We start from the raw sequence: 22644 nt of genomic DNA on the forward strand, positions 1-22644 counted from the left end.
ACGTACTGAATTTATTTGGCGCGGGCCTGGCGCTGGTAGCGCACGGCCTCGACGAAGACATCGGAATTGGCCGGATCATCGAGGTAAGCAAAGACCTTGTCGAGGCTGCTGTCGACCTGCACGCCGTCGCCATCGTCGGTCTGGAATGGCTGACCGTCGAGGGCTTTTTGTTTGATCGCTTGATTGATCTGTTCGAGATCGAGGTTGTAGACCACCAATTCGTGTTTGTCGGTGAGCTCGAAACCGGCGATGGTGAAGTGGCCGCCGTACTGCGCCGGGACTTTCGCCGACAGGTACCAGCGGTTGCCGTGGCGCGAGACGGTGAACGGATAGGCTTCGCGCTCGCGGGGTTTGGCTTTGAAATACGTGACCGCCTGATAGCGATCATTGCCCAGGCGCGTCAGCTCGAGGTTCATCGGTTCACCCCAGGCATTGGTGCTCGACCATTTGCCGAGCAGGCCTTTGGGCGCCGGCTCACTGGCGGTCAGCGGCTCCTTGAACGTCACCAGACAACCACTGAGCAGCAGGAACGACAAGGCGATCAGCACGCTACGCCAGGCTTTCATTCGATACTCCCTATGAACATACGGCCTTCAAATGAACACTGCCCCCTGTGGGAGCGAGCCTGCTCGCGAAAGCGGTGTGTCAGCAACAAAGATGTTGAATGTCTGACCGCATTCGCGAGCAGGCTCGCTCCCACAGGGTGAAGCAACAGCCGATTACACCGACGCAAGCACCAGGTGCATGTAGCGCGTCAGAATGCCGAGCATGTCTTCTTCGGCCAAAGGCTCGGCTTCGTTGAGCAGGCCCTGATATTCCATCCGTCCGATAATCGCCGTCAACACCTTGGCATCTTGCTGCGGTTCACGCGAGCCCAGCACCTGAAACAACTGGCAGGTGCCCTGCAACAGAATCTGCTGATGCGAGCGCACCAGAATCGCCAGCCCCGGGTTAAGCAACGCTTCCTGCCGGAACGCCTGCTCGGCCATCAAATGCTCGCGACGGTTGACCAACTGCCGGTGCACATAGTCGGCCATCAACCGCGCAATATCGTCCGCCAGTTGCGAACGCGACTCCGGGCTGCCATCACCGCTGACGACCATCTCACGCAACAGGCCTTCGTTGTTGTTCCACAACTTGGCCATGTATTCAGCGCTACGCTCGACATATTGCGCGAAGGTATCGGTGAGCAGATCATCGATGTCCTTGAAGTAATACGTGGTCGCCGACAGCGGCACACCGGCCTCGGCCGCCACCGCACGATGACGCACGGCGCGCACGCCATCACGCACGACAATGCGCATCGCCGCGTCGAGAATGTCCTGTCGACGCTGCTCGCTGCCCTGTCGGCTGGCCTTGCGACCCTGGTACTGAACACTTTCAGCGACCGCAGTGGCGATACCCGCTGCACCTTCTTGAGCTATTGCACCCATCACGACCGGACTTCCTCTGCTAATTCCAAAGTAACCAATTGATACATTTGTACCAGACAGGCAATAAAAAGCCGCCTGTTTTAGGCGGCTTTTTAACTGAAACGTTTACGCTTGCGGTCGCATGTGCGGGAACAGGATCACATCGCGGATCGACGGTGAGTTGGTCAGCAACATCACCAGACGGTCGATGCCGATGCCTTCACCGGCCGTTGGCGGCATGCCGTACTCCAGCGCGCGAACAAAGTCGGCGTCGTAGTGCATGGCTTCGTCGTCGCCGGCGTCCTTGTCGGCCACCTGCGCCATGAAGCGCTCGGCCTGGTCTTCCGCGTCGTTCAACTCGGAGTAGGCGTTGGCGATTTCACGGCCACCGATGAACAGTTCGAAACGATCAGTGACGTTCGGGTTGTCGTCGTTGCGACGGGCCAGCGGCGACACTTCGAACGGGTACTGAGTGATGAAGTGCGGCTGTTCCAGCTTGTGCTCGACCAGTTCTTCGAAAATCATCACCTGCAGCTTGCCCAGACCTTCGAAGCCCAGCACCTTGGCGCCGGCCTTCTTGGCGATGGCGCGGGCCTTGTCGATGTCGTTCAGATCATCGGCAGTCAGCTCAGGGTTGTACTTGAGGATCGAGTCGAACACCGACAGACGCACGAACGGCTCGCCGAAGTGGAACACCTTGTCGCCGTACGGCACGTCGGTGCTGCCCAGAACCAACTGCGCCAGCTCACGGAACAGTTCTTCGGTCAGGTCCATGTTGTCTTCGTAGTCGGCGTACGCCTGGTAGAACTCCAACATGGTGAATTCTGGGTTGTGACGAGTCGAAACGCCTTCGTTACGGAAGTTGCGGTTGATCTCGAAAACCTTTTCAAAGCCACCAACCACCAGACGCTTCAGATACAGCTCAGGCGCGATACGCAGGAACATTTCCATGTCCAGCGCGTTGTGGTGGGTTTCGAACGGTTTGGCCGCTGCGCCGCCCGGAATGGTCTGCAGCATCGGCGTTTCGACTTCAAGGAAGTCGCGCTTCATCAGGAAGCTGCGGATGTGCGCGATCACTTGCGAACGCACGCGGAACGTCTGGCGCACTTCTTCGTTGACGATCAGGTCAACGTAGCGCTGACGGTAGCGCTGTTCGGTGTCGGTCAGGCCGTGGTGCTTGTCCGGCAGCGGACGCAGGGATTTGGTCAGCAGACGCACGCTGGTCATTTCAACGTACAGGTCGCCCTTGCCGGAACGCGCCAGGGTGCCTTCGGCGGCAATGATGTCGCCCATGTCCCAGGTTTTCACCGCGGCCAGGGTGTCTTCCGACAGGGTTTTACGGTTGACGTAGACCTGAATGCGACCGGTCATGTCCTGAATCACCATGAACGAGCCGCGGTTGAGCATGATGCGACCGGCAACCTTGACCGGGATTGCAGCCTCTGCCAGCTCTTCCTTGGTCTTGTCCGCGTATTTCTTCTGCAGATCTTCGCAGTAGTTTTCGCGACGGAAGTCGTTCGGGAAGGCGTTGCCCTTGGCGCGCTCGGCAGCCAGCTTTTCCTTGCGCAGGGCGATCAGGGAGTTTTCTTCCTGTTGCAGGGCTTGCGGGTCGAGTTGTTGGTCGCTCATGTCTTTAGATATTCCATCACAGGTTCGTTACCCCCGGCGTGGCGCCGGGGTTCGCGGGCAAGCCTTGCTCCTACAGGGTCGCGTATTACCGCGACCACTGCAGAGCAGGCCTTACAGCCCTGATTTCAGGCTGGCATACAGGTATTCGTCGATGTCGCCGTCGAGTACCTTGTCGCAGTCGCTGCGTTCGATGTTGGTGCGCAGATCCTTGATCCGCGACGCATCGAGCACGTACGAGCGAATCTGGTGACCCCAGCCGATATCGGACTTGGTGTCTTCCAGCGCTTGCGATGCGGCGTTGCGTTTCTGCATTTCCTGCTCGTACAACTTGGCCCGCAGCATTTTCATGGCGGTGTCCTTGTTGGCGTGCTGGGAACGTTCGTTCTGGCAGCTGACCACGGTGTTGGTCGGTACGTGAGTGATACGTACGGCCGAGTCGGTGGTGTTTACGTGCTGACCACCGGCACCCGAGGAACGATAGGTGTCGATCCGCAAGTCTGCCGGGTTGATTTCGATTTCCACCTTGTCATCGATCTCTGGCGAGACGAAAACCGCGGAGAACGAGGTGTGACGACGGTTGCCGGAGTCGAACGGGCTCTTGCGCACCAGACGGTGTACGCCGATCTCGGTACGCAGCCAGCCAAAGGCGTATTCGCCCTTGATGTGCACGGTCGCACCTTTGATACCGGCGACTTCACCGGCCGACAGTTCCATGATCGTGGCGTCGAAACCGCGTTTATCCGCCCAGCGCAGGTACATGCGCAGCAGGATGTTGGCCCAGTCTTGCGCTTCAGTGCCGCCGGAACCGGCCTGGATGTCCAGGTAGGCGTTGTTCGGGTCCATTTCATGGCTGAACATGCGGCGGAATTCCAGCTTGGCCAGATTTTCCTCGAGACGGGCCAGTTCGGCGACGACATCGCCCACTGCGCCTTCGTCGTTTTCTTCGACGGCCATGTCCAGCAGATCGCGGCAATCGGCCAGGCCGGCGTTCAGTTCATCGAGGGTGTCGACGATCTGCGCCAGCGCCGAACGCTCGCGGCCCAGCTCCTGGGCGTATTCAGGTTTGTTCCAGACACTCGGATCTTCAAGCTCGCGATTGACTTCAGTCAGACGCTCATGCTTTTGATCGTAGTCAAAGATACCCCCGAATAGTTTCGGAGCGCTCGGACAGGTCCTTGATGGTGTTCAGGATCGGGTTGATTTCCATGACGGGCAGCACTCGTTGGCGAACTTTTGAAAGCCGGCGAGTATAACGTAATCAGGCTGTGACGGCAGCCCGTCTGGCGGGTGTGGCGGCGATTCACTTGGCGCCTTTCACCTGTAGGAGCCGCCGAAGGCTGCGATCTTTTGACTTTGATTTTAAAAACAGATCAAAAGATCGCAGCCTTCGGCAGCTCCTACAGGGGATTGCGGTGGTTATTCGATCCCGACTTGGTTACGGCCATTGTTTTTGGCCAGATACAACCCGCGATCTGCCGCCGAAATCAGCAACCGGCAATCCGTGCCCGACTGCGGCACCATGGTCGCCAGACCAATGCTGATGGTCAGGCTTACGCCTTCCGCCGGGGTGTTGTGCGGGATTTTCAACGACGCCACGGTCTGCCGCAGCTTCTCCGCCACCAACCGCGCCCCGCCCGGCGAGGTGTTCGGCAGCACCAGCGCAAACTCTTCGCCGCCATAGCGCGCCGGCAAGTCCGACGGTCGCGCACTGGCGTCGCGGATCGCCGTTGCCACTTTGCGCAACGCTTCATCCCCTTCAACGTGGCCAAAACTGTCGTTGTAGGACTTGAAGTAATCAACGTCGATCATCAGCAGCGACAACTGGCTCTGATCGCGCAGCGAACGGCGCCATTCCAGTTCCAGGTATTCATCGAAGTGGCGGCGGTTGGACAGCCCGGTCAGGCCGTCAGAGTTCATCAAGCGTTGCAGCACCAGATTGGTGTCGAGCAACTGCTGCTGACTGACCCGCAACGCGCGATACGCCGCGTCCCGCTGCAGCAACGTCATGTACGAGCGCGAGTGATAACGGATGCGCGCCACCAGTTCGATGGTGTCCGGCAGTTTCACCAGATAGTCGTTGGCCCCGGCCGAGAACGCCGCGCTCTTGATCAGCGGGTCTTCCTTGGTCGACAGGACGATGATCGGGATGTCCTTGGTCGCCGGGTGATTGCGGTATTCGCGCACCAGGCTCAGGCCGTCGAGGCCGGGCATCACCAGATCCTGGAGGATCACTGTCGGCTTGATCCGTACCGCCTGGGCGATGGCCTGATGCGGGTCGGAGCAGAAGTGGAAGTCGATGTTTTCCTCATTCGACAGCCCACGGCGCACGGCTTCGCCGATCATCGCCTGATCGTCCACCAACAACACCATGGCGGCGTTTTCGTCGGTTTTAATGTCGTCGATCTGTAAATCAGTCATGGGCGGTCACCTGAGTACTGCGGGGGCCAGGATTGCGGATAAATCGGTTCATTTGGGGAAAATCTCCAGCAATCGTGGCGCTATCTTTTCCAAGGGGCGGATTTCTACGGCGGCATCGATCGCGGCGGCGGCCTTGGGCATGCCGTACACCGCACTGCTTTGCTGATCCTGCGCGATGGTCAGATAACCCTGTTGACGCAAAAGCTTAAGCCCTTGCGCGCCGTCGCGTCCCATCCCGGTCAACAAAACCCCGACCGCATCACCGTTCCAGTAGCTGGCGACGCTCTCGAAAAACACATCGATCGAGGGCCGGTAGATCTCGTTGACCGGTTCGGCGGTGTAGGCCAGCGTGCCGTTCTTGAGTAAACGAATATGGTGGTTGGTGCCGGCCAGCAACACCGCGCCGGCCTGTGGCGGCTCGCCTTCGCGGGCCAGACGCACATCGAGGCCACTGGCGCTGGCCAGCCATTCGGCCATGCCGGCGGCGAACACCTGATCGACGTGCTGCACCAGCACAATTGCCGCCGAGAAGTCCCGCGGCAGGCCTTTGAGCAAGACTTCCAGCGCCGCCGGGCCACCCGCCGATGAACCGATCGCCACCAGTCGCTGGCGCGAGCCCGAACTGCGCGGAGGTGTCGGTGCCGGGCGCGAGCGCGGTGCCTTGTCGCCGATCAGCCAGCCAATATTAAGGATCTTGCGCAGCAACGGCGCGGCGGCTTCCCGTGCGTCTCCGGCACCGAGGGCTGGGGTGTCGACCACGTCCAGCGCGCCGTGGCCCATGGCCTCGAACACGCGATGGACGTTCTGCTGGCGATCAACCGTGACAATCACGATCGCGCACGGCGTTTCGGCCATGATCCGCCGTGTGGCTTCGACGCCGTCCATCACCGGCATGATCAGATCCATGAGGATCAGATCCGGGGTGTTTTCGGCGCACAGTTGCACCGCCTCGGCGCCGTTGCGGGCGACCCAGACCACCTGATGCGCCGGCTCGAAGGCCAGCGCACGGCGCAGCGCCTCCACCGCCATCGGCATGTCGTTGACGATTGCGATCTTCATGCCCGCGCTCCTCCGATGAGCTCGACCACTGCGTCGAGCAGGGCGTCGTCATGAAAACTGGCTTTGGCTAAATAATAGTCCGCCCCGGCGTCCAGTCCACGGCGGCGATCCTCTTCACGATCCTTGTACGACACAACCATCACCGGCAGCGATTGCAGACGGTTGTCGCGGCGCAGCAAGGTGACCAGCTCGATGCCGTCCATGCGCGGCATGTCGATGTCGGTAATCAGCAAATCAAAATCCTCGGAGCGCAGGGCGTTCCAGCCGTCCATACCGTCCACCGCCACCGCAACGTCGTAGCCGCGATTGAGCAGCAGCTTGCGTTGCAACTCGCGTACGGTCAGCGAGTCGTCGACTACAAGCACGCGTTTGCGCGCCGCTTCCACAGCCTGATTGCCATGGCGGGCGATGCGCTCAAGGCGCCCGGTGTTGAGCAGTTTGTCCACCGAACGCAGCATGTCCTCAACGTCGACGATCAACACCACCGAACCGTCGTCAAGCAAGGCGCCGGCAGAGATGTCCTGCACTTTGCCCAGACGTTCGTCGAGTGGCAAGACCACCAAGGTGCGCTCGCCAATGAAGCGCTCCACGGCCACGCCATAAATCGCGTCGCGCTCGCGGATCACCACGACTTTCAGGGTTTCGCCGCTGTTCTGGCTGGCCGGGCGATTGAGCAATTGACTCGCCGCAACCAGCCCGACATGCCGGCCTTCGTGCCAGAAATGCTGGCGACCTTCGACCTGCACGATGTCTTCGGGCTCCAGATCGCACATGCGTTCGATGTGCGCGAGCGGAAAAGCGTAGGCCTCCTCGCCGACTTCCACCACCAGACTGCGCACCACCGACAGGGTCAGCGGCACCTCCAGATGGAAGCGACTGCCCTCGCCCGCCGTTTGCTCCAGCTCTACCGCGCCGCGCAACTGGCGCACCATGTGCTGCACCGCGTCGAGGCCGACGCCACGGCCGGAGACTTCGGTGACCGTGTCGCGCAGGCTGAAACCGGGCAGAAAGAGGAACGTCAGCAGTTCTTCTTCGCTCAACTGCGCAGCGGTTTCGGCTGGGGATAACTGCCGTTCAATAATGCTGCGGCGCACCTTTTCCAGATCGACGCCATTACCGTCATCGCTCAGCTCCAGCACCAGCAAACCGGCCTGATGCGAGGCGCGCAGACGGATCAGGCCTTCCTCGGATTTGCCCTTGAGCAGGCGCTGCTCCGGGGTTTCGATGCCGTGATCGACCGCGTTGCGCAGCAAATGCGTTAGCGGTGCTTCGAGTTTTTCCAGCACGTCGCGATCGACCTGGGTCTTCTCGCCTTCGATCTCCAGCCGCACCTGTTTGCCGAGACTGCGGCCCAGATCACGCACCATGCGCACCTGACCGGTGAGCACGTCGGCAAACGGGCGCATGCGGCAGGCCAACGCAGTGTCGTAAAGCACTTGCGCGCGCTGGCTGGCCTGCCAGGCGAACTCGTCGAGTTCGGCGTTTTTCTCGCTCAGCAGTTGCTGCGATTCGGCGAGCAAGCGCCGCGCGTCTTCCAGAGCTTCCAGCGCTTCAAGGCTCAGCGCGTGTTCCTTGAGGTGCACGTTGAGGTTTTCCAGTGCGCGCAGGCCGTTGTTCTGCATGCGCTTGAGGCGCTGCATGGTCGCCAGATGCGGCTTGAGGCGCTGGGTTTCGACCAGCGATTTACTTGACAGATCGAGCAGGCTGTTGAGGCGTTCGGCGGTCACGCGCAGCACGCGTTCGCCACCCTCGGTGGTGCGTCGGCTTTTCTGTGGCGTCGGTTCTGGCGTTTCAACCAGCGGTTCGAAAGCAGGCGCAGGCGGCGCTTCGAGTTGCAACTCGGCCATCACCGGCGCAGCGACGGCAGTTGGCAGTGCTGACGGATCGAGCAACTGCCCCATCAAGGCCACGTACGCTTCGATATCGCGCGGTTGCGGCGCATTCGCCGGCGTCGCAATGCGCATCAACAGATCGGTGCCCTGCAACAACGCATCGATGTGTTCCGGGCGCAACAGCAATCGGCCTTCCTGCGCGCTGACCAGACAATCTTCCATCACATGGGCGACGCTGACGCCGCTGTCGATGCCGACAATCCGCGCCGCGCCTTTGAGCGAGTGCGCGGCGCGCATGCACGATTCGAGTTGATCGGCCTGGGTTGGATTGCGTTCCAGCGCCAGCAGCCCGGTGCTGAGCACTTGGGTCTGCGCTTCGGCTTCGAGGCTGAACAGCTCCAGCAAGGAGGCGTCGCGCATTTGCTCGGGGGTCATGTGAGGCTCCGGGTCACGGCGGACAGCAACTGTTCTTCATCCAGCCAACGCAGGCTGCGACCGCGAAATTGCAAAACGCCTCGGGTGTATTTGGCACTGGCCTGCACCCCGGATTGTGAGGCGGCATCGAGGATGCGCTCGTCGATGGCATGAATGCCGTCGACTTCATCCACCGGCACCACCACCGGCCCGCCATGGGCGGCGATGATCAGCATGCGCGGCATCACCCGCCCGGTGCTGACCGGCACGGCATTGGCGTCCAGATCAAGCAACTCAACCAGCGACAGACACGCCACCAGCGCGCCGCGCACGTTGGCCACGCCAAGCAAGGCCCGTGAGCGCTGGTGCGGCAACGAGTGGATCGCCTGCATCGGCGCCACTTCGACCAGACTGCGCGTTGCCAGCCCAAGCCATTCTTCGCCGAGACGGAACATCAGCAACGAACGGGTTTTGACGTCGGTTTCAACCACGCTGGCGACCGGATCGCGCTCATCCTGCTGCAACGAGTAACGGTCGAGCAATCGCGTGGCGGCGGCGGAATACACCGCGCAGTTGCGGCAATGAATGTGTTCTTCCAGCAGCGGACAGGACTTGTCGCCATGGATGCCGATGCGGTTCCAGCAATCGTCGATGGCCCGGGCGTCTTCGTGGGTGACGTTCAAGGTGTCGGACGCGATCATCGTTTGCGCTCACTGTCGGCGGTGCGGCCGCTGCGGGCGGCGCGCTCCTGCAATCGTCTGGCACCGGCGCTGTCACCCTGGGCCTGCAGCAATGCGGCCAGGTGCATCAGCGCTTCGGGGTGTTGCGGTTCAAGGTACAAGGCTTTGCGGTAGAAGCCTTGGGCTTCAAGGGTCAGGCCGGCAACATCGCTGAGCAGGCCGAGCCAGTAAAACACTTGCGCCACCGGTTCGTGGCTGCGCAAATACTGTTCACACGCGACGCGGGCCTCGGCACTTTTGCCTTCGTTGGCCAGCGCGGCAATGTTCGCCAGCAGCGTTGCCGCGTCCGGGTTGGCGCTGGCGCGGGTGGTCGGCATTGGCGTCACTGCGCTGAACGGCCGATTGCGTACCGGCGTTGGCGGCGTGTTGCGCGGCGGTGGGCTGATCGGCAACGTGACCGGTTTCGGCGTCGGCAGTGGCTCGGGATGCGGATCGCTGTGACGACTGAACGCGAACGACTGCGGGATGCCGATCGAACGCATGCCCAGACGCCCGAGCAGACTGCCCTCGGCCGGGCCGATAAACAGCACGCCGTCGTCATGGGTGAGGCGTTTGAGCACTTCGAACACTTGCTTCTGCGTCGCTTGGTCGAAATAGATCAGCAGGTTGCGACAGAACACAAAATCGAACGGCGGATCGCTGGCCCACAACGTTGGATCAAGCACGTTGCCGACCTGCAAACGCACCTGCTCGCGAACGTTTTCGTTGAGCAAATGACCGTCCTGTTGCGCACTGAAATGGCGCTCGCGATAAGTCAGTTCATCGCCACGAAAGGAGTTCTTGCCGTACAGCGCGCGCCGGGCTTTTTCCACCGACAGCGGGCTGACGTCCATGCCGTCGACTTTGAATTGATGCGGTTTGAGCCCGGCATCGAGCAACGCCATGGCAATCGAATAAGGTTCTTCGCCGGTCGAACACGGCAGGCTGAGGATGCGCAGCGCACGCATGTTGTTTAACTCGCCAAGGCGTTTGTGCGCCAGTTTGCCCAGCGTCGCGAAGGATTCCGGGTAACGGAAAAACCACGTTTCCGGGACGATCACCGCTTCGATCAGCGCTTGCTGTTCATCGCGCGAGCCTTGCAGCAACTGCCAGTACTCTTCGGCGTTGGCCGCTTGCGACAACGTGGTGCGTTGACGCACCGCACGCTCGATGATCGCCGGGCCCACCGAGGTCACATCGAGGCCGATGCGCTCCTTGAGGAAGTCGAAAAAGCGCTGATCGCTGCTCATGGCTGCCCCTCGAACTGCGCCGGACTCAGCGGCGGATCGGGGAACAGCAAGGCGCGCACGCCGTCATCGAGCAAATCGTTGACCCGCACCCATTGCACCAGCCCCTGCGCATCTTCGCGCACCGGGCCGAGGTACGGCGCCTCTCGATTGTCGAGGCCGTACGGCTGAAAATCCTGCGGGTTGCAGCGCAGCGTGTCGGTGGCCTGTTCGAGAATCAGCCCGAGCCATTGCCCCGGCTGCGACTCGTCCGGGCGGTAATGCACCAGCACCAGTCGCGTGCTGGTGCGCGCCTCGGCCGGTTGACCGAATGTCAGCGCGCTGAGGTCAATCACCGGCACCACCGCACCGCGATAGGCGAAGACCCCGGCGACCCATTGCGGCGCCCGTGCGATCGGTTTCAATGGCAGGCGCGGCAGCACTTCCGCCACCTCGGTCGCGCGCAACGCGTAACGTTCGCTGCCAATGCGAAACAGCAGGAACAACGCCTGCTTCGCCACCGGGGCAACGTTGCGTTTGGCGATGATTTCGCTCATCAGACTTTAAATCGCGAGACGCCGCTGCGCAGCCCGACGGCCACCTGGCTCAGTTCGTCGATGGCGAAACTGGCCTGACGCAACGATTCGACGGTCTGGCTGCTGGCATCGCCCAACTGCACCAGCGCGTGGTTGATCTGCTCGGCGCCGGTGGCCTGCGCCTGCATGCCTTCGTTGACCATCAACACGCGCGGCGCCAGCGCCTGCACTTGATGAATGATCTGCGACAACTGCTCGCCGACCTGCTGCACTTCGGACATGCCGCGACGCACTTCTTCGGAGAACTTGTCCATGCCCATCACACCCGCCGACACCGCCGACTGAATCTCGCGCACCATTTGTTCGATGTCATACGTGGCGACCGCAGTCTGATCCGCCAGACGGCGCACTTCGGTGGCGACCACGGCAAAACCACGGCCGTATTCACCGGCCTTCTCGGCTTCGATGGCGGCGTTGAGCGAGAGCAGGTTGGTCTGGTCAGCGACTTTGACGATAGTTACCACCACCTGATTAATGTTGCCGGCCTTCTCATTGAGGATCGCCAGTTTGGCGTTGACCAGATCGGCGGCGCCCATTACCGAGTGCATGGTGTCTTCCATGCGTGCGAGGCCTTGCTGGCCGGAGCCGGCGGCCACCGAAGCCTGATCGGCAGCGGTTGAGACTTCAGTCATGGTGCGCACCAGATCGCGCGACGTGGCGGCAATTTCGCGGGAGGTCGCGCCGATTTCGGTAGTGGTCGCGGCGGTTTCGGTGGCGGTGGCTTGCTGCTGTTTGGAAGTGGCGGCGATTTCAGTCACCGAGGTGGTCACCTGCACCGATGAGCGCTGCGCCTGGGACACCAGCGACGTGAGCTCGGTCATCATGTCGTTGAAGCCGGTTTCCACCGCGCCGAATTCGTCTTTGCGGTCGAGGTTCAGGCGCGAGCTAAGATCGCCGGTGCGCATGATTTCGAGGATTTTCACGATGCGGTTCATCGGCGCCATGATCGCGCGCATCAACAGCAGACCGCACAAGCCGGCGGCCAGAACGGCGACCAGCAGGGAAATGATCATGCTGACTTTGGCGGCTGCCACAGCCTCATCGATATTGGCCATGGCCTGATCGGCGACTTTTTTGTTTTCGCCGATGATGTCGTTGAGCTTCATGCGGCCGGCGTACCAGGCTGGCGTGAGTTTCTCGTGGAAAACCTTGATCGCATCGGCTTCCATGTTGCGTTTGTGCAAGTCGAGCACCACGTCCTGAAGTTGCAGATAGGCGTCGTGATACTTCTCGAACGCGGCGAACTCGCGGCGATCCTCGTCGGTCGCCATGGTCTTGCGGTAATTTTCCATCTGCTCCAGCAGGCGCGCCTCGAACGACTTGTAATCGGCCTCGTCTTCGCTGCTGATGCCCTGCCCTTCCTTGAGCCCCAACAGTTCCTGAGTCTGCAAATAGCTGTCGACCCACGCGCCGCGAATCATCGAGCTGTAATAAACCCCGGGAATCGCGTCGTCGCGGACACTGTTTTCACTGGCTTCGATCTTCAACAGTCGCGAATAGGAGAGCACCACCATCAGCAACATGATGGCGATAATCACCGCAAAGCTCGCCAAAATGCGTTGGCGCAACGTCCAGTTCTTCACAGTGATTCCTCGTGCCTAGGTCGAAATGCGGGGAGTATAGCCGAGGGCGGTGTTTCATTTATAAGACGCTTTTTAACCCCCGGGCCTGCCCGAGTAGTTGGGCGAGAGGCTCTGGGTTAGGACTGTCCGACAATCAGGGGTGGCCGTGCCAGTGCTGAAATGGCAAAAAGAGGCGGCGCAATGGCCATTACGCAGATGACTGGGCTGCAGATGCGATCAACTGTAGGAGCCGAGCTTGCTCGCGAAAGCGGTGGATCAGTTGCCGATGATGTTGGCTGACACACCGCTATCGCGAGCAAGCTCGGCTCCTACAAATTTCAACTGCGTTGCGAGATTTAGGTCAACGCCTGGCGCACCTGCTTCTCCAGTTCGATTTTCAGACCGGGCTCCAGCTTCAACTGTCGCGCCAGTTCATCCAGATACGACTTCTCCATGAAGTTCTCTTCGTCCACCAGCATCACACTGGCGATGTACATCTCGGCGGCCATTTCCGGCGTACTCGCGGCGCGGGCGACGTCGGTGGGATCCAGAGGTTTGTTGAGTTCAGCGTGCAGCCAGTGTTGCAGTTCCTGATCGTTGTCGAGTTTGGTGAATTCACCTTCGATCAACTGGCGCTCACGATCATCGATGTGGCCGTCAGCCTTGGCGGCGGCGACCAGTGCTTTGAGAATCGCCTGACTGTGTTGTTCGACTTGCGCCGCTGGCAGGCGGTCGATCGTCTGCGGTTCAGTTTGCGGCGCGATGCCTTTCTGCGCGTTGTAGTTGCCATAAGCCTTGTAAGCCAGCACACCGAGCGCCGCGAGGCCTCCGTAGATCGCGACTTTGCCGCCGACCTTACGCACTTTTTTGTTACCGAGCAGCAATCCCATCGCGCCAGCCGCCAGCGCTCCGCCACCCGCGCCTGACAACAGGCCGCCGAGGCCACCGGAGCCAGATGCGCCACCGAGCAAGCCGCCCAAGCCTCCACCGGACAATTTGTTCTGCGAACCACCGGCCTTGTTCTGCAACAGATCCTGGCCGGACTTGAGTAGTTGATCGAGCAATCCACGGGTGTTCATGTTCCGCCTCCAAAACAGGGGTTATCCGGATCTATAAGGCCTCCAGCCTAGTTCGAAAGTGCCCGTGACCGGCCTGCGAGTGTGCTTCCAGATGTTGCTCGCTGCCCGCAGGCCTTCGTGAAAATAGATATACACTCAGATCCATCTATAAAAACCGCCCACCGGGTATTCCCGTCATGATGACCCTGCGTCAGATTCGTCACTTCATCGCTGTGGCCGAGACCGGCTCGATCTCCGCCGCCGCGCAAACCGCGTTCATTTCCCAGTCAACCCTGACGTTAGCGATCCAGCAACTGGAAGAAGAGATCGGCGTCAGCCTGTTTAGCCGTCACGCCAAAGGCATGACCCTTACGCACCAAGGTCATCAATTCCTACGTCAGGCGCACCTGGTTCTTGCGACTGTGGACAACGCCAAACGCAGTCTGCAACAGAGCACCGACCAAGTTGCCGGGCAGTTGATCGTCGGCGTGACCAGTCTGGTTGCCGGTTATTACCTCGCGGATCTGCTCACCCGTTTTCAGCGCGCCTATCCCAACGTCGAGATCCGCGTAATGGAAGATGAGCGCCCGTACATCGAGCATTTGCTGGTCAGCGGCGAGATCGACGTTGGCGTTTTGACCCTCTCCAATCTCGAAGATCGCCATGCCTTGCAGACCGAGGTACTGACTCATTCCCCCCATCGTTTGTGGCTACCGGCGCAGCATCCATTGCTGGAACACGACAGCATCAATCTCGCCGATGTCGCCCGCGAGCCGTTGATTCAGCTAAACGTCGATGAAATGGATCGCAATGCCCAACGCTTGTGGCGCGGCGCCGGCCTGCAACCAAAAATCACCCTGAGAACCGCGTCCACCGAGGCCGTACGAAGTCTGGTCGCCGCCGGTTTGGGCGTATCGATCCAGCCAGACATGACCTATCGCCCTTGGTCACTCGAAGGCGACATCATCGAAGCAAGACCGATTGCCGACTTGAATCAAACCCTCGACGTCGGCCTGGCCTGGCGCCGTGGCACCGCGCGCCCCGCTCTCGTCGATCCATTTCTCACTGTGGCCCGTGAGCAACCCCACGGCGGGCGCAAGCCATCTATTTAATCGAATGCTGCCTTCAGTATTTAGAATTTGTCGACCTCGGAGCCGCGCACTAGTCTTGCTGCATCTATAAGACGGTCGGCTCCCGATATCAGGGAGCAACAATGGCCACACAAGAAAAGAGAACGCGGAAAATGGCTGGCGCGCAGACCCCGATGTGTACCGCGTTGTTGATCGACGGCGAATTGGTCGCCGGGGAAGGTTTCGTCGAGCCGATTCTCAACCCGGCCACCGGTGAAATCCTCACCCACATCGCCGAGGCCAGCACCGAGCAAGTCGAAGCCGCCATCCTCGCCGCCCACCGCGCCTTCGCCGAATGGTCGCGCACCACGCCGCAGCAACGTTCGAACCTGCTGTTGGACATCGCCAACGCCGTCGAAAAACACGCCGATCACCTTGCCCGCCTCGAATCGCTGAACTGCGGCAAGCCGTTGCACCTGGCGCGTCAGGACGATTTGACCGCGACCGTCGATGTCTTCCGGTTCTTCGCCGGCGCCGTGCGTTGCCAGACCGGCCAGCTCAGCGGCGAATACCTGCCGGGCTACACCAGCATGGTGCGCCGCGATCCGATTGGCGTGGTCGCCTCGATTGCGCCGTGGAATTACCCGATCATGATGGCCGCGTGGAAAATCGCCCCGGCCCTCGCCGCCGGCAACACGCTGGTGTTCAAGCCGTCCGAACACACACCGCTGTCGATCCTCGCCCTGGCGCCAGCGCTGGCCGAAATCCTCCCGCGCGGGGTGATCAACATCATCTGCGGTGGCGGCGAAGGCGTCGGCAGCCATTTGGTCGGCCACGCCAAAGTGCGCATGGTCTCGCTGACCGGCGATATCGTCACCGGCCAGAAAATCCTTCAGGCCGCCGCGAAAACCCTGAAACGCACGCACCTCGAACTTGGCGGCAAAGCTCCGGTGATCGTCTGCAACGACGCCGACATCCAGGCTGTGGTCGAAGGCGTGCGCACTTACGGCTACTACAACGCCGGGCAAGACTGCACCGCCGCCTGCCGGATCTACGCGCAGGCCGGGATTCACGACAAATTGGTCGCAGAGCTTGGCGCCGCCGTCAGCAGCCTGCGTTTCGCCGGCAAACGTGATGCCGACAACGAGATTGGCCCGCTGATCAGCACCCGCCAGCGCGACCGCGTCGCCAGTTTCGTCGAACGCGCCCTCGGTCAGCCGCACATCGAACGCGTGACCGGTGCAGCGGTGCACTCCGGTGCCGGTTTCTACTATCAACCGACGCTGCTAGCCGGTTGCAAACAGAGCGACGAAATCGTCCAGCGCGAAGTGTTCGGCCCGGTGGTCACCGTGACTCGCTTCGACGAGCTCGCGCAGGCCGTCGACTGGGCCAACGACTCCGAATACGGCCTCGCCTCGTCGGTGTGGACGCAGAATCTGGACAAAGCGATGCAGGTCGCCGCGCGTCTGCAATACGGCTGCACGTGGATCAATAGCCATTTCATGCTCGTCAGTGAGATGCCCCACGGCGGGCTGAAACGCTCCGGTTACGGCAAAGACTTATCCAGTGATTCGCTGCAGGACTACAGCGTGGTGCGGCACATCATGGCCCGGCATAGCCGGGAGCTTTAAGCGGCGAGCTACAAGCCGCAAGTTAAAAGCAAATCCGCTGTGTCTTGCAGCTTGGGGCTTGCAGCTTGCGACTACTCTTAACAGAAATCTAAAAAACGAAGAGGTGTGTCTCATGTTCGTGCACAAGACCGCACTGCTCAGTGCAATCACCACGGCCCTGCTGGCCAGCGCCAGCCTGCAAGCCGCCGAGCCGTTGAAGGCCGTCGGCGCCGGCGAAGGTCAGCTGGATATCGTTGCGTGGCCGGGCTACATCGAACGTGGCGAGAGCGACAAGGCCTACGACTGGGTGACCGGTTTCGAGCAGGAAACCGGCTGCAAGGTCAACGTGAAGACAGCGGCCACCTCTGACGAAATGGTCAGCCTGATGGCCAAGGGTGGTTACGACCTGGTCACCGCGTCGGGCGATGCCTCGCTGCGATTGATCGTCGGCAAGCGTGTGCAACCGATCAACACCGCGTTGATCCCGAACTGGAACACCCTCGACCCGCGCCTCAAAGACGCGCCGTGGTACGTGGTCAACAACCAGACTTACGGCACCCCGTACCAGTGGGGCCCGAACGTGTTGATGTACAACACCAACGTGTTCAAAACCGCGCCGACCAGCTGGAACGTGGTATTCGCCGCGCAGGATCTGCCCGATGGCAAGCCGAACAAGGGTCGCGTGCAGGCCTATGACGGCCCGATCTATATCGCTGATGCAGCGCTGTATCTGAAGTCGACCAAGCCTGAATTGGGCATCAAAGACCCGTACCAACTCACCGAAGATCAATACAAAGCCGTGCTCGATCTGTTGCGCGCGCAGCAGCCGCTGATCCACCGCTACTGGCATGACACCACGGTGCAGATGAGCGACTTCAAAAACGAAGGCGTGGTGGCGTCGAGCGCGTGGCCGTATCAGGTCAACGGTTTGATGAACGAGAAGCAGCCAATCGCCTCGACCATTCCGAAAGAAGGCGCCACGGGTTGGGCTGATACCACCATGTTGCACGCAGAGGCCAAGCACCCGAACTGCGCGTACAAGTGGATGGACTGGTCGCTGAAACCGAAAGTCCAGGGTGATGTGGCGGCGTGGTTTGGTTCGTTGCCGGCGGTTCCGGCGGCGTGCAAGGACAGCGAATTGCTTGGCGCTGAAGGTTGCAAAACCAACGGTTTCGACCAGTTCGACAAGATCGCCTTCTGGAAAACCCCGCAGGCTGAAGGTGGCAAGTTTGTGCCGTATAGCCGCTGGACGCAGGACTACATCGCGATCATGGGCGGCCGCTAGCTCTCGACAACGACGCGGTCTGCTCCCTTTCCCCCCTCGCCCCCTTGGGGGAGAGGGCTGGGGTGAGGGGGTAGCTTTTGACTTTGCTCTTGATCTCAGAGCAATGGCCGAAACCGCCACCCTCACCCCCCGCCCTCTCCCGGAGGGAGAGGGAGCTAAAAGCAATCTCAGCGCCCTGCACACCTCCTGTAGGAGCTGCCGCAGGCTGCGATCTTTTCGACGCACACACGAATTTTTTTGAAAGCCCGCTTTACCGGAGCACCGCACCATGACGCTTGCAGTCCAGTTCACCAACGTTTCCCGGCAGTTCGGCGACGTAAAAGCCGTTGACCGGGTTTCCATCGATATCGAGGACGGCGAGTTCTTTTCCATGCTCGGCCCTTCCGGCTCGGGCAAAACCACCTGCCTGCGCCTGATCGCCGGGTTCGAACAACCGAGCGCCGGTTCGATCCGCATCCACGGCGCTGAAGCGGCTGGTCTGCCGCCGTATCAACGTGACGTCAACACGGTGTTTCAGGATTACGCGCTGTTCCCGCACATGAACGTGCTCGACAACGTCGCCTACGGATTGAAGGTCAAAGGCGTCGGCAAAACCGAACGGCACAAACGCGCAGAAGAAGCCTTGGACATGGTCGCCCTCGGCGGTTATGGCGCGCGCAAACCGGTGCAATTGTCCGGCGGTCAGCGCCAGCGCGTCGCCCTCGCCCGCGCCTTGGTCAATCGTCCGCGCGTGCTGTTGCTCGATGAGCCTTTGGGTGCGCTCGATCTGAAACTGCGCGAGCAAATGCAAAGCGAATTGAAGAAGCTGCAACGCCAGCTCGGCATCACTTTCATCTTCGTCACCCACGATCAAACCGAAGCGCTGTCGATGTCCGATCGCGTCGCCGTGTTCAACAAGGGTCGCATCGAACAAGTCGACACGCCGCGCAATCTGTACATGAAACCGACCACCACATTCGTGGCTGAATTCGTCGGCACCTCGAACGTGATTCGTGGCGATCTGGCGCGTGAAATCAGCGGTCATCCGCAGCCATTTTCGATCCGCCCCGAACACGTGCGTTTCGCCGAAGGCCCGCTGGCCAGTCACGAAATCGAAGTCAGCGGCCTGCTCCACGACATCCAGTACCAGGGCAGCGCCACGCGCTATGAATTGAAGCTGGAAAACGGCCAGACCCTGAGCATCAGCCACGCCAACAACCAGTGGATCGACAGCAGCGCACAACACCAGACCGGCCAGCGCCTGAGCGCGCGTTGGGCGCGGGAAGCGATGATTCCGCTGCATGACACCGTGGCGAGCGGGGTTTGATATGAGCACGCTCGCGATGACCTCATCGCCGCCGTTGCGCCGGTTTTCCAACCTGCTCTACCGCAAGCCGAACCTGTATCTGTCGATGCTGCTGGTGCCGCCGCTGCTGTGGTTCGGCGCGATCTATCTTGGCTCGCTGCTGGTGCTGTTGTGGCAGGGTTTCTACACCTTCGACGACTTCACCATGGCGGTCACGCCTGACCTGACCCTGGCGAATTTCGCCGCGCTGTTTCAGCCGTCGAACTTCGACATCATCCTGCGCACGCTGAGCATGGCCATCGTCGTGTCGATCGCCAGCGCCATCGTCGCGTTCCCGATTGCCTACTACATGGCGCGCTACACCACCGGCAAGACCAAGGCGTTTTTCTACATCGCGGTGATGATGCCGATGTGGGCCAGTTACATCGTCAAGGCCTATGCGTGGACGTTGCTGCTGGCCAAGGGCGGCGTGGCGCAATGGTTCGTGCAGCACTTGGGATTGGAGCCGGTTTTGCAGTTCATCTTGGGGATTCCCGGGGTGGGCGGCAGCACTCTGTCGACCTCGCATCTGGGGCGATTCATGGTGTTTGTGTACATCTGGCTGCCGTTCATGATTCTGCCGATTCAGGCGTCGCTGGAACGTCTGCCGCCGTCGCTGTTGCAGGCCTCCGCTGACCTTGGTGCGAAGCCGCGTCAGACCTTTATGCAGGTGATTTTACCGCTGTCGATTCCGGGGATTGCCGCCGGTTCGATTTTCACGTTTTCGCTGACCCTGGGCGACTTTATCGTGCCGCAACTGGTCGGGCCGCCGGGGTATTTCGTCGGCAGCATGGTCTACGCGCAGCAAGGTGCGATTGGCAATATGCCAATGGCGGCGGCGTTCACGCTGGTGCCGATCGTGTTGATCGCGATTTACCTGTCCATCGTCAAACGACTGGGGGCTTTCGATGCGCTCTGATTCTTCATCACAAGGGCATGCCTCTCTAGGCCTGAAAATCGCAGCCTGGGGCGGGTTGGTGTTTCTGCACTTTCCGATCCTGATCATCTTCCTTTACGCCTTCAACACCGAAGAAGCCGCGTTCAGCTTTCCGCCGAAGGGCTTCACGTTGCACTGGTTCAGCGTGGCGTTTTCGCGGCCGGATGTTCTGGAGTCGATCAAGCTTTCATTGCAGATCGCAGCCATCGCAACGTTGATTGCGATGGTGCTCGGCACGCTCGCATCGGCAGCGCTATACCGCCGCGACTTCTTCGGCAAACAGGGCATTTCGCTGATGCTGATCTTGCCGATTGCGCTGCCGGGGATCATCACCGGGATCGCACTGCTGGCGACGTTTAAAACCCTGGGGATCGAGCCGGGGATGTTCACCATCATCGTCGGCCACGCAACCTTCTGCGTGGTGATCGTCTACAACAATGTTATCGCCCGCCTGCGCCGCACTTCGCACAGTTTGATCGAGGCTTCGATGGATCTCGGTGCCGATGGCTGGCAGACCTTTCGCTTCATCATCCTGCCGAACCTCGGCTCGGCGTTACTGGCCGGCGGCATGTTGGCGTTTGCGCTGTCGTTCGACGAAATCATCGTCACCACGTTTACCGCCGGGCATGAGCGCACGCTGCCGTTGTGGCTGCTCAATCAACTGAGCCGACCACGGGATGTGCCGGTGACCAACGTCGTCGCGATGCTGGTGATGATGGTGACGATGCTGCCGATCCTTGGCGCGTATTACCTGACGCGCGGTGGCGAAAGCGTCGCCGGCAGCGGCGGCAAATAACCGAATAACCACAAACCCAACCGCGTGTAGGAGCTGCCGATGGTTGCGATCTTTTGATCTTGATCTTGATCTTGATCTTCAACAGCAACATCAAAAGATCGCAGCCTTCGGCAGCTCCTACAGGGGTTCGGTTTCGGCAGAACAATAAAGAGGACAACAGACATGCAAACCAAACTCTTGATCAACGGCCAACTGGTCAACGGCGAAGGCCCTGCGCAACCGGTGCTCAACCCTTCGCGTGGCGAAGTCCTGGTAGAGATCAACGAAGCCACTGAAGCCCAGGTCGATGCCGCCGTGCGCGCCGCCGACAACGCCTTCGCCGACTGGTCGCAAACCGCGCCGAAAGACCGCTCGCTACTGTTGCTCAAACTCGCCGACGCCATCGAAGCCCACGGCGAGGAGTTGGCCAAACTCGAATCTGACAACTGCGGCAAACCCTACAGCGCCGCGCTCAACGACGAGATTCCGGCGATTGCCGATGTGTTCCGTTTCTTCGCTGGCGCCAGCCGTTGCATGAGCGGTTCGGCCGGTGGTGAATACCTGCCCGGCCACACCTCGATGATCCGTCGCGACCCGGTCGGCGTGATCGCCTCCATCGCGCCGTGGAACTACCCGCTGATGATGGTCGCCTGGAAAATCGCCCCGGCGCTGGCCGCCGGTAATACGGTGGTGCTCAAGCCGTCGGAACAAACCCCGCTGACCGCGTTGCGTCTGGCCGAACTGGCGTCAGAAATCTTCCCGGCCGGTGTACTCAATCTGGTGTTTGGTCGTGGGCCTACCGTTGGCAGTCCGCTGGTCACGCATCCGAAAGTGCGCATGGTCTCGCTAACCGGCTCCATCGCCACGGGCGCCAATATCATTTCCAGCACTGCCGACAGCGTTAAACGCATGCACATGGAACTGGGCGGCAAGGCGCCGGTGATCATCTTCGACGACGCCGATATCGATGCAGCGGTGGAAGGTATTCGCACGTTTGGTTTCTACAACGCCGGGCAGGATTGCACTGCCGCGTGCAGGATTTATGCGCAACAGGGCATCTACGACAAGTTCGTCGAGAAGCTCGGCGCGGCGGTCAGCAGCATCAAGTACGGCTTGCAGGATGATCCGTCGACTGAGCTGGGGCCGTTGATCACTGCACAACATCGCGACCGTGTTGCCGGGTTTGTCGAGCGTGCTGTGGCGCAGTCGCACATTCGTTTGATCACTGGCGGCAAGGCTGTTGATGGCAATGGTTTCTTCTTCGAGCCGACCGTGTTGGCCGATGCGCAGCAGGACGACGAAATCGTTCGCCGCGAAGTGTTTGGCCCGGTGGTCTCGGTGACCAAATTCACCGATGAAGCGCAGGCGCTGGAATGGGCCAACGATTCGGACTACGGCCTCGCCTCCTCGGTGTGGACAGCGGATGTAGGACGCGCGCATCGCATGTCAGCGCGTTTGCAGTACGGCTGCACGTGGGTGAACACGCACTTCATGCTCGTCAGCGAAATGCCCCATGGCGGTCAGAAATTGTCCGGTTACGGGAAGGACATGTCCATGTATGGGCTGGAGGACTACACCACGGTTCGGCATGTGATGTTCAAGCATTAACGGCGAAAAGATCGCAGCCTGCGGCAGCTCCTACATGATGGACGCCGCTCCCCTGTAGGAGCTGCCGCAGGCTGCGATCTTTTCCGCGACACACGGATGATGTCGGCGAT

General features: G+C 60.7%; 19 protein-coding genes. 7 read left to right on the top strand and 12 right to left on the bottom strand.

The genetic code is table 11. The features are described from left to right. Nucleotides 1-11: 11 nt before the first annotated feature. From ACP3TY_RS20090 to ACP3TY_RS20145, 12 genes are all read right to left on the bottom strand, one after another. Nucleotides 12-566, bottom strand: a complete 555-nt coding sequence (locus tag ACP3TY_RS20090) for a hypothetical protein (RefSeq protein WP_282358160.1) — start codon at nt 564-566, stop codon at nt 12-14. A 153-nt stretch (nt 567-719) separates the two neighbouring features. Next, nucleotides 720-1433: a TetR/AcrR family transcriptional regulator gene (locus ACP3TY_RS20095; protein ID WP_159813794.1), complete on the bottom strand. Its 714-nt coding sequence runs from the start codon at nt 1431-1433 to the stop codon at nt 720-722. Between the two features lie 105 nt (nt 1434-1538). Then, on the bottom strand, nt 1539-3041 hold the full coding sequence (gene lysS, locus ACP3TY_RS20100; protein ID WP_016983551.1) for a lysine--tRNA ligase: 1503 nt from the start codon (nt 3039-3041) through the stop codon (nt 1539-1541). A gap of 111 nt (nt 3042-3152) precedes the next feature. Beyond that, a protein-coding gene (gene prfB, locus ACP3TY_RS20105) for a peptide chain release factor 2 (RefSeq protein ID WP_102358477.1) occupies nt 3153-4248 on the bottom strand; the annotation gives its coding sequence in 2 pieces (ribosomal slippage) (nt 3153-4175 and nt 4177-4248; 1095 coding nt in all). A 209-nt stretch (nt 4249-4457) separates the two neighbouring features. After that, complete coding sequence (locus tag ACP3TY_RS20110) at nt 4458-5459, bottom strand: response regulator (RefSeq protein ID WP_053117527.1); 1002 nt, start codon at nt 5457-5459, stop codon at nt 4458-4460. A 48-nt stretch (nt 5460-5507) separates the two neighbouring features. Continuing rightward, a complete protein-coding gene (locus tag ACP3TY_RS20115) occupies nt 5508-6518 on the bottom strand; it encodes a chemotaxis response regulator protein-glutamate methylesterase (protein WP_053117522.1) in 1011 nt (336 codons plus the stop codon). Further along, nucleotides 6515-8785 carry a hybrid sensor histidine kinase/response regulator gene (locus ACP3TY_RS20120; RefSeq protein WP_426618335.1) on the bottom strand — a complete coding sequence of 757 codons (2271 nt, stop codon included), beginning with the start codon at nt 8783-8785 and terminating at the stop codon, nt 6515-6517. Before ACP3TY_RS20120 ends, ACP3TY_RS20115 begins: the two co-directional genes overlap by 4 nt. Beyond that, complete coding sequence (locus ACP3TY_RS20125) at nt 8782-9465, bottom strand: chemotaxis protein CheW (protein ID WP_426618336.1); 684 nt, start codon at nt 9463-9465, stop codon at nt 8782-8784. Before ACP3TY_RS20125 ends, ACP3TY_RS20120 begins: the two co-directional genes overlap by 4 nt. Then, nucleotides 9462-10733: a CheR family methyltransferase gene (locus ACP3TY_RS20130; protein WP_426618337.1), complete on the bottom strand. Its 1272-nt coding sequence runs from the start codon at nt 10731-10733 to the stop codon at nt 9462-9464. The genes ACP3TY_RS20125 and ACP3TY_RS20130 overlap by 4 nt, the downstream gene beginning before the upstream one ends. Then, on the bottom strand, nt 10730-11266 hold the full coding sequence (locus ACP3TY_RS20135) for a chemotaxis protein CheW (protein ID WP_212543978.1): 537 nt from the start codon (nt 11264-11266) through the stop codon (nt 10730-10732). The genes ACP3TY_RS20130 and ACP3TY_RS20135 overlap by 4 nt, the downstream gene beginning before the upstream one ends. Next, nucleotides 11266-12888 carry a methyl-accepting chemotaxis protein gene (locus ACP3TY_RS20140; protein WP_212543979.1) on the bottom strand — a complete coding sequence of 541 codons (1623 nt, stop codon included), beginning with the start codon at nt 12886-12888 and terminating at the stop codon, nt 11266-11268. Before ACP3TY_RS20140 ends, ACP3TY_RS20135 begins: the two co-directional genes overlap by 1 nt. Nucleotides 12889-13223: 335 nt before the next feature. Continuing rightward, nucleotides 13224-13946, bottom strand: coding sequence for a tellurite resistance TerB family protein (locus ACP3TY_RS20145; RefSeq protein ID WP_426618338.1), 723 nt, complete (start codon nt 13944-13946; stop codon nt 13224-13226). Nucleotides 13947-14122: 176 nt separating this feature from the next. Between ACP3TY_RS20145 and ACP3TY_RS20150 the strand changes: the two genes are divergently transcribed. The 7 genes from ACP3TY_RS20150 (at nt 14123) to ACP3TY_RS20180 (ending at nt 22534) form a co-directional block, all read left to right on the top strand. Further along, nucleotides 14123-15037, top strand: a complete 915-nt coding sequence (locus ACP3TY_RS20150) for a LysR family transcriptional regulator (protein ID WP_426618339.1) — start codon at nt 14123-14125, stop codon at nt 15035-15037. Between the two features lie 101 nt (nt 15038-15138). After that, entirely contained in the window at nt 15139-16626 is a 1488-nt protein-coding gene (locus ACP3TY_RS20155) for a gamma-aminobutyraldehyde dehydrogenase (protein WP_426618340.1), read from the top strand. A 112-nt stretch (nt 16627-16738) separates the two neighbouring features. Next, entirely contained in the window at nt 16739-17890 is a 1152-nt protein-coding gene (gene ydcS / locus ACP3TY_RS20160) for a putative ABC transporter substrate-binding protein YdcS (RefSeq protein WP_426618341.1), read from the top strand. A gap of 268 nt (nt 17891-18158) precedes the next feature. After that, on the top strand, nt 18159-19196 hold the full coding sequence (locus ACP3TY_RS20165) for an ABC transporter ATP-binding protein (protein WP_159813813.1): 1038 nt from the start codon (nt 18159-18161) through the stop codon (nt 19194-19196). A 16-nt stretch (nt 19197-19212) separates the two neighbouring features. Then, nucleotides 19213-20133 carry an ABC transporter permease gene (locus ACP3TY_RS20170; protein ID WP_426620506.1) on the top strand — a complete coding sequence of 307 codons (921 nt, stop codon included), beginning with the start codon at nt 19213-19215 and terminating at the stop codon, nt 20131-20133. Continuing rightward, nucleotides 20123-20947, top strand: a complete 825-nt coding sequence (locus ACP3TY_RS20175) for an ABC transporter permease (protein ID WP_008081601.1) — start codon at nt 20123-20125, stop codon at nt 20945-20947. The genes ACP3TY_RS20170 and ACP3TY_RS20175 overlap by 11 nt, the downstream gene beginning before the upstream one ends. Nucleotides 20948-21109: 162 nt before the next feature. Then, nucleotides 21110-22534: a gamma-aminobutyraldehyde dehydrogenase gene (locus ACP3TY_RS20180; RefSeq protein WP_053117490.1), complete on the top strand. Its 1425-nt coding sequence runs from the start codon at nt 21110-21112 to the stop codon at nt 22532-22534. Nucleotides 22535-22644 lie beyond the last annotated feature (110 nt).

This window comes from Pseudomonas rustica, assembly GCF_049959085.1.
GTDB lineage: Bacteria > Pseudomonadota > Gammaproteobacteria > Pseudomonadales > Pseudomonadaceae > Aquipseudomonas > Aquipseudomonas rustica.

Coding starts and splice junctions, on each gene's coding strand:
- ACP3TY_RS20090 (WP_282358160.1), bottom strand. CDS start 566: ATGAAAGCCTGGCGTAGCGTGCTGATCGCCTTGTCGTTCCTGCTGCTC.
- ACP3TY_RS20095 (WP_159813794.1), bottom strand. CDS start 1,433: ATGGGTGCAATAGCTCAAGAAGGTGCAGCGGGTATCGCCACTGCGGTC.
- lysS (WP_016983551.1), bottom strand. CDS start 3,041: ATGAGCGACCAACAACTCGACCCGCAAGCCCTGCAACAGGAAGAAAAC.
- ACP3TY_RS20110 (WP_053117527.1), bottom strand. CDS start 5,459: ATGACTGATTTACAGATCGACGACATTAAAACCGACGAAAACGCCGCC.
- ACP3TY_RS20115 (WP_053117522.1), bottom strand. CDS start 6,518: ATGAAGATCGCAATCGTCAACGACATGCCGATGGCGGTGGAGGCGCTG.
- ACP3TY_RS20120 (WP_426618335.1), bottom strand. CDS start 8,785: ATGACCCCCGAGCAAATGCGCGACGCCTCCTTGCTGGAGCTGTTCAGC.
- ACP3TY_RS20125 (WP_426618336.1), bottom strand. CDS start 9,465: ATGATCGCGTCCGACACCTTGAACGTCACCCACGAAGACGCCCGGGCC.
- ACP3TY_RS20130 (WP_426618337.1), bottom strand. CDS start 10,733: ATGAGCAGCGATCAGCGCTTTTTCGACTTCCTCAAGGAGCGCATCGGC.
- ACP3TY_RS20135 (WP_212543978.1), bottom strand. CDS start 11,266: ATGAGCGAAATCATCGCCAAACGCAACGTTGCCCCGGTGGCGAAGCAG.
- ACP3TY_RS20145 (WP_426618338.1), bottom strand. CDS start 13,946: ATGAACACCCGTGGATTGCTCGATCAACTACTCAAGTCCGGCCAGGAT.
- ACP3TY_RS20150 (WP_426618339.1), top strand. CDS start 14,123: ATGATGACCCTGCGTCAGATTCGTCACTTCATCGCTGTGGCCGAGACC.
- ACP3TY_RS20155 (WP_426618340.1), top strand. CDS start 15,139: ATGGCCACACAAGAAAAGAGAACGCGGAAAATGGCTGGCGCGCAGACC.
- ydcS (WP_426618341.1), top strand. CDS start 16,739: ATGTTCGTGCACAAGACCGCACTGCTCAGTGCAATCACCACGGCCCTG.
- ACP3TY_RS20165 (WP_159813813.1), top strand. CDS start 18,159: ATGACGCTTGCAGTCCAGTTCACCAACGTTTCCCGGCAGTTCGGCGAC.
- ACP3TY_RS20170 (WP_426620506.1), top strand. CDS start 19,213: ATGACCTCATCGCCGCCGTTGCGCCGGTTTTCCAACCTGCTCTACCGC.
- ACP3TY_RS20175 (WP_008081601.1), top strand. CDS start 20,123: ATGCGCTCTGATTCTTCATCACAAGGGCATGCCTCTCTAGGCCTGAAA.
- ACP3TY_RS20180 (WP_053117490.1), top strand. CDS start 21,110: ATGCAAACCAAACTCTTGATCAACGGCCAACTGGTCAACGGCGAAGGC.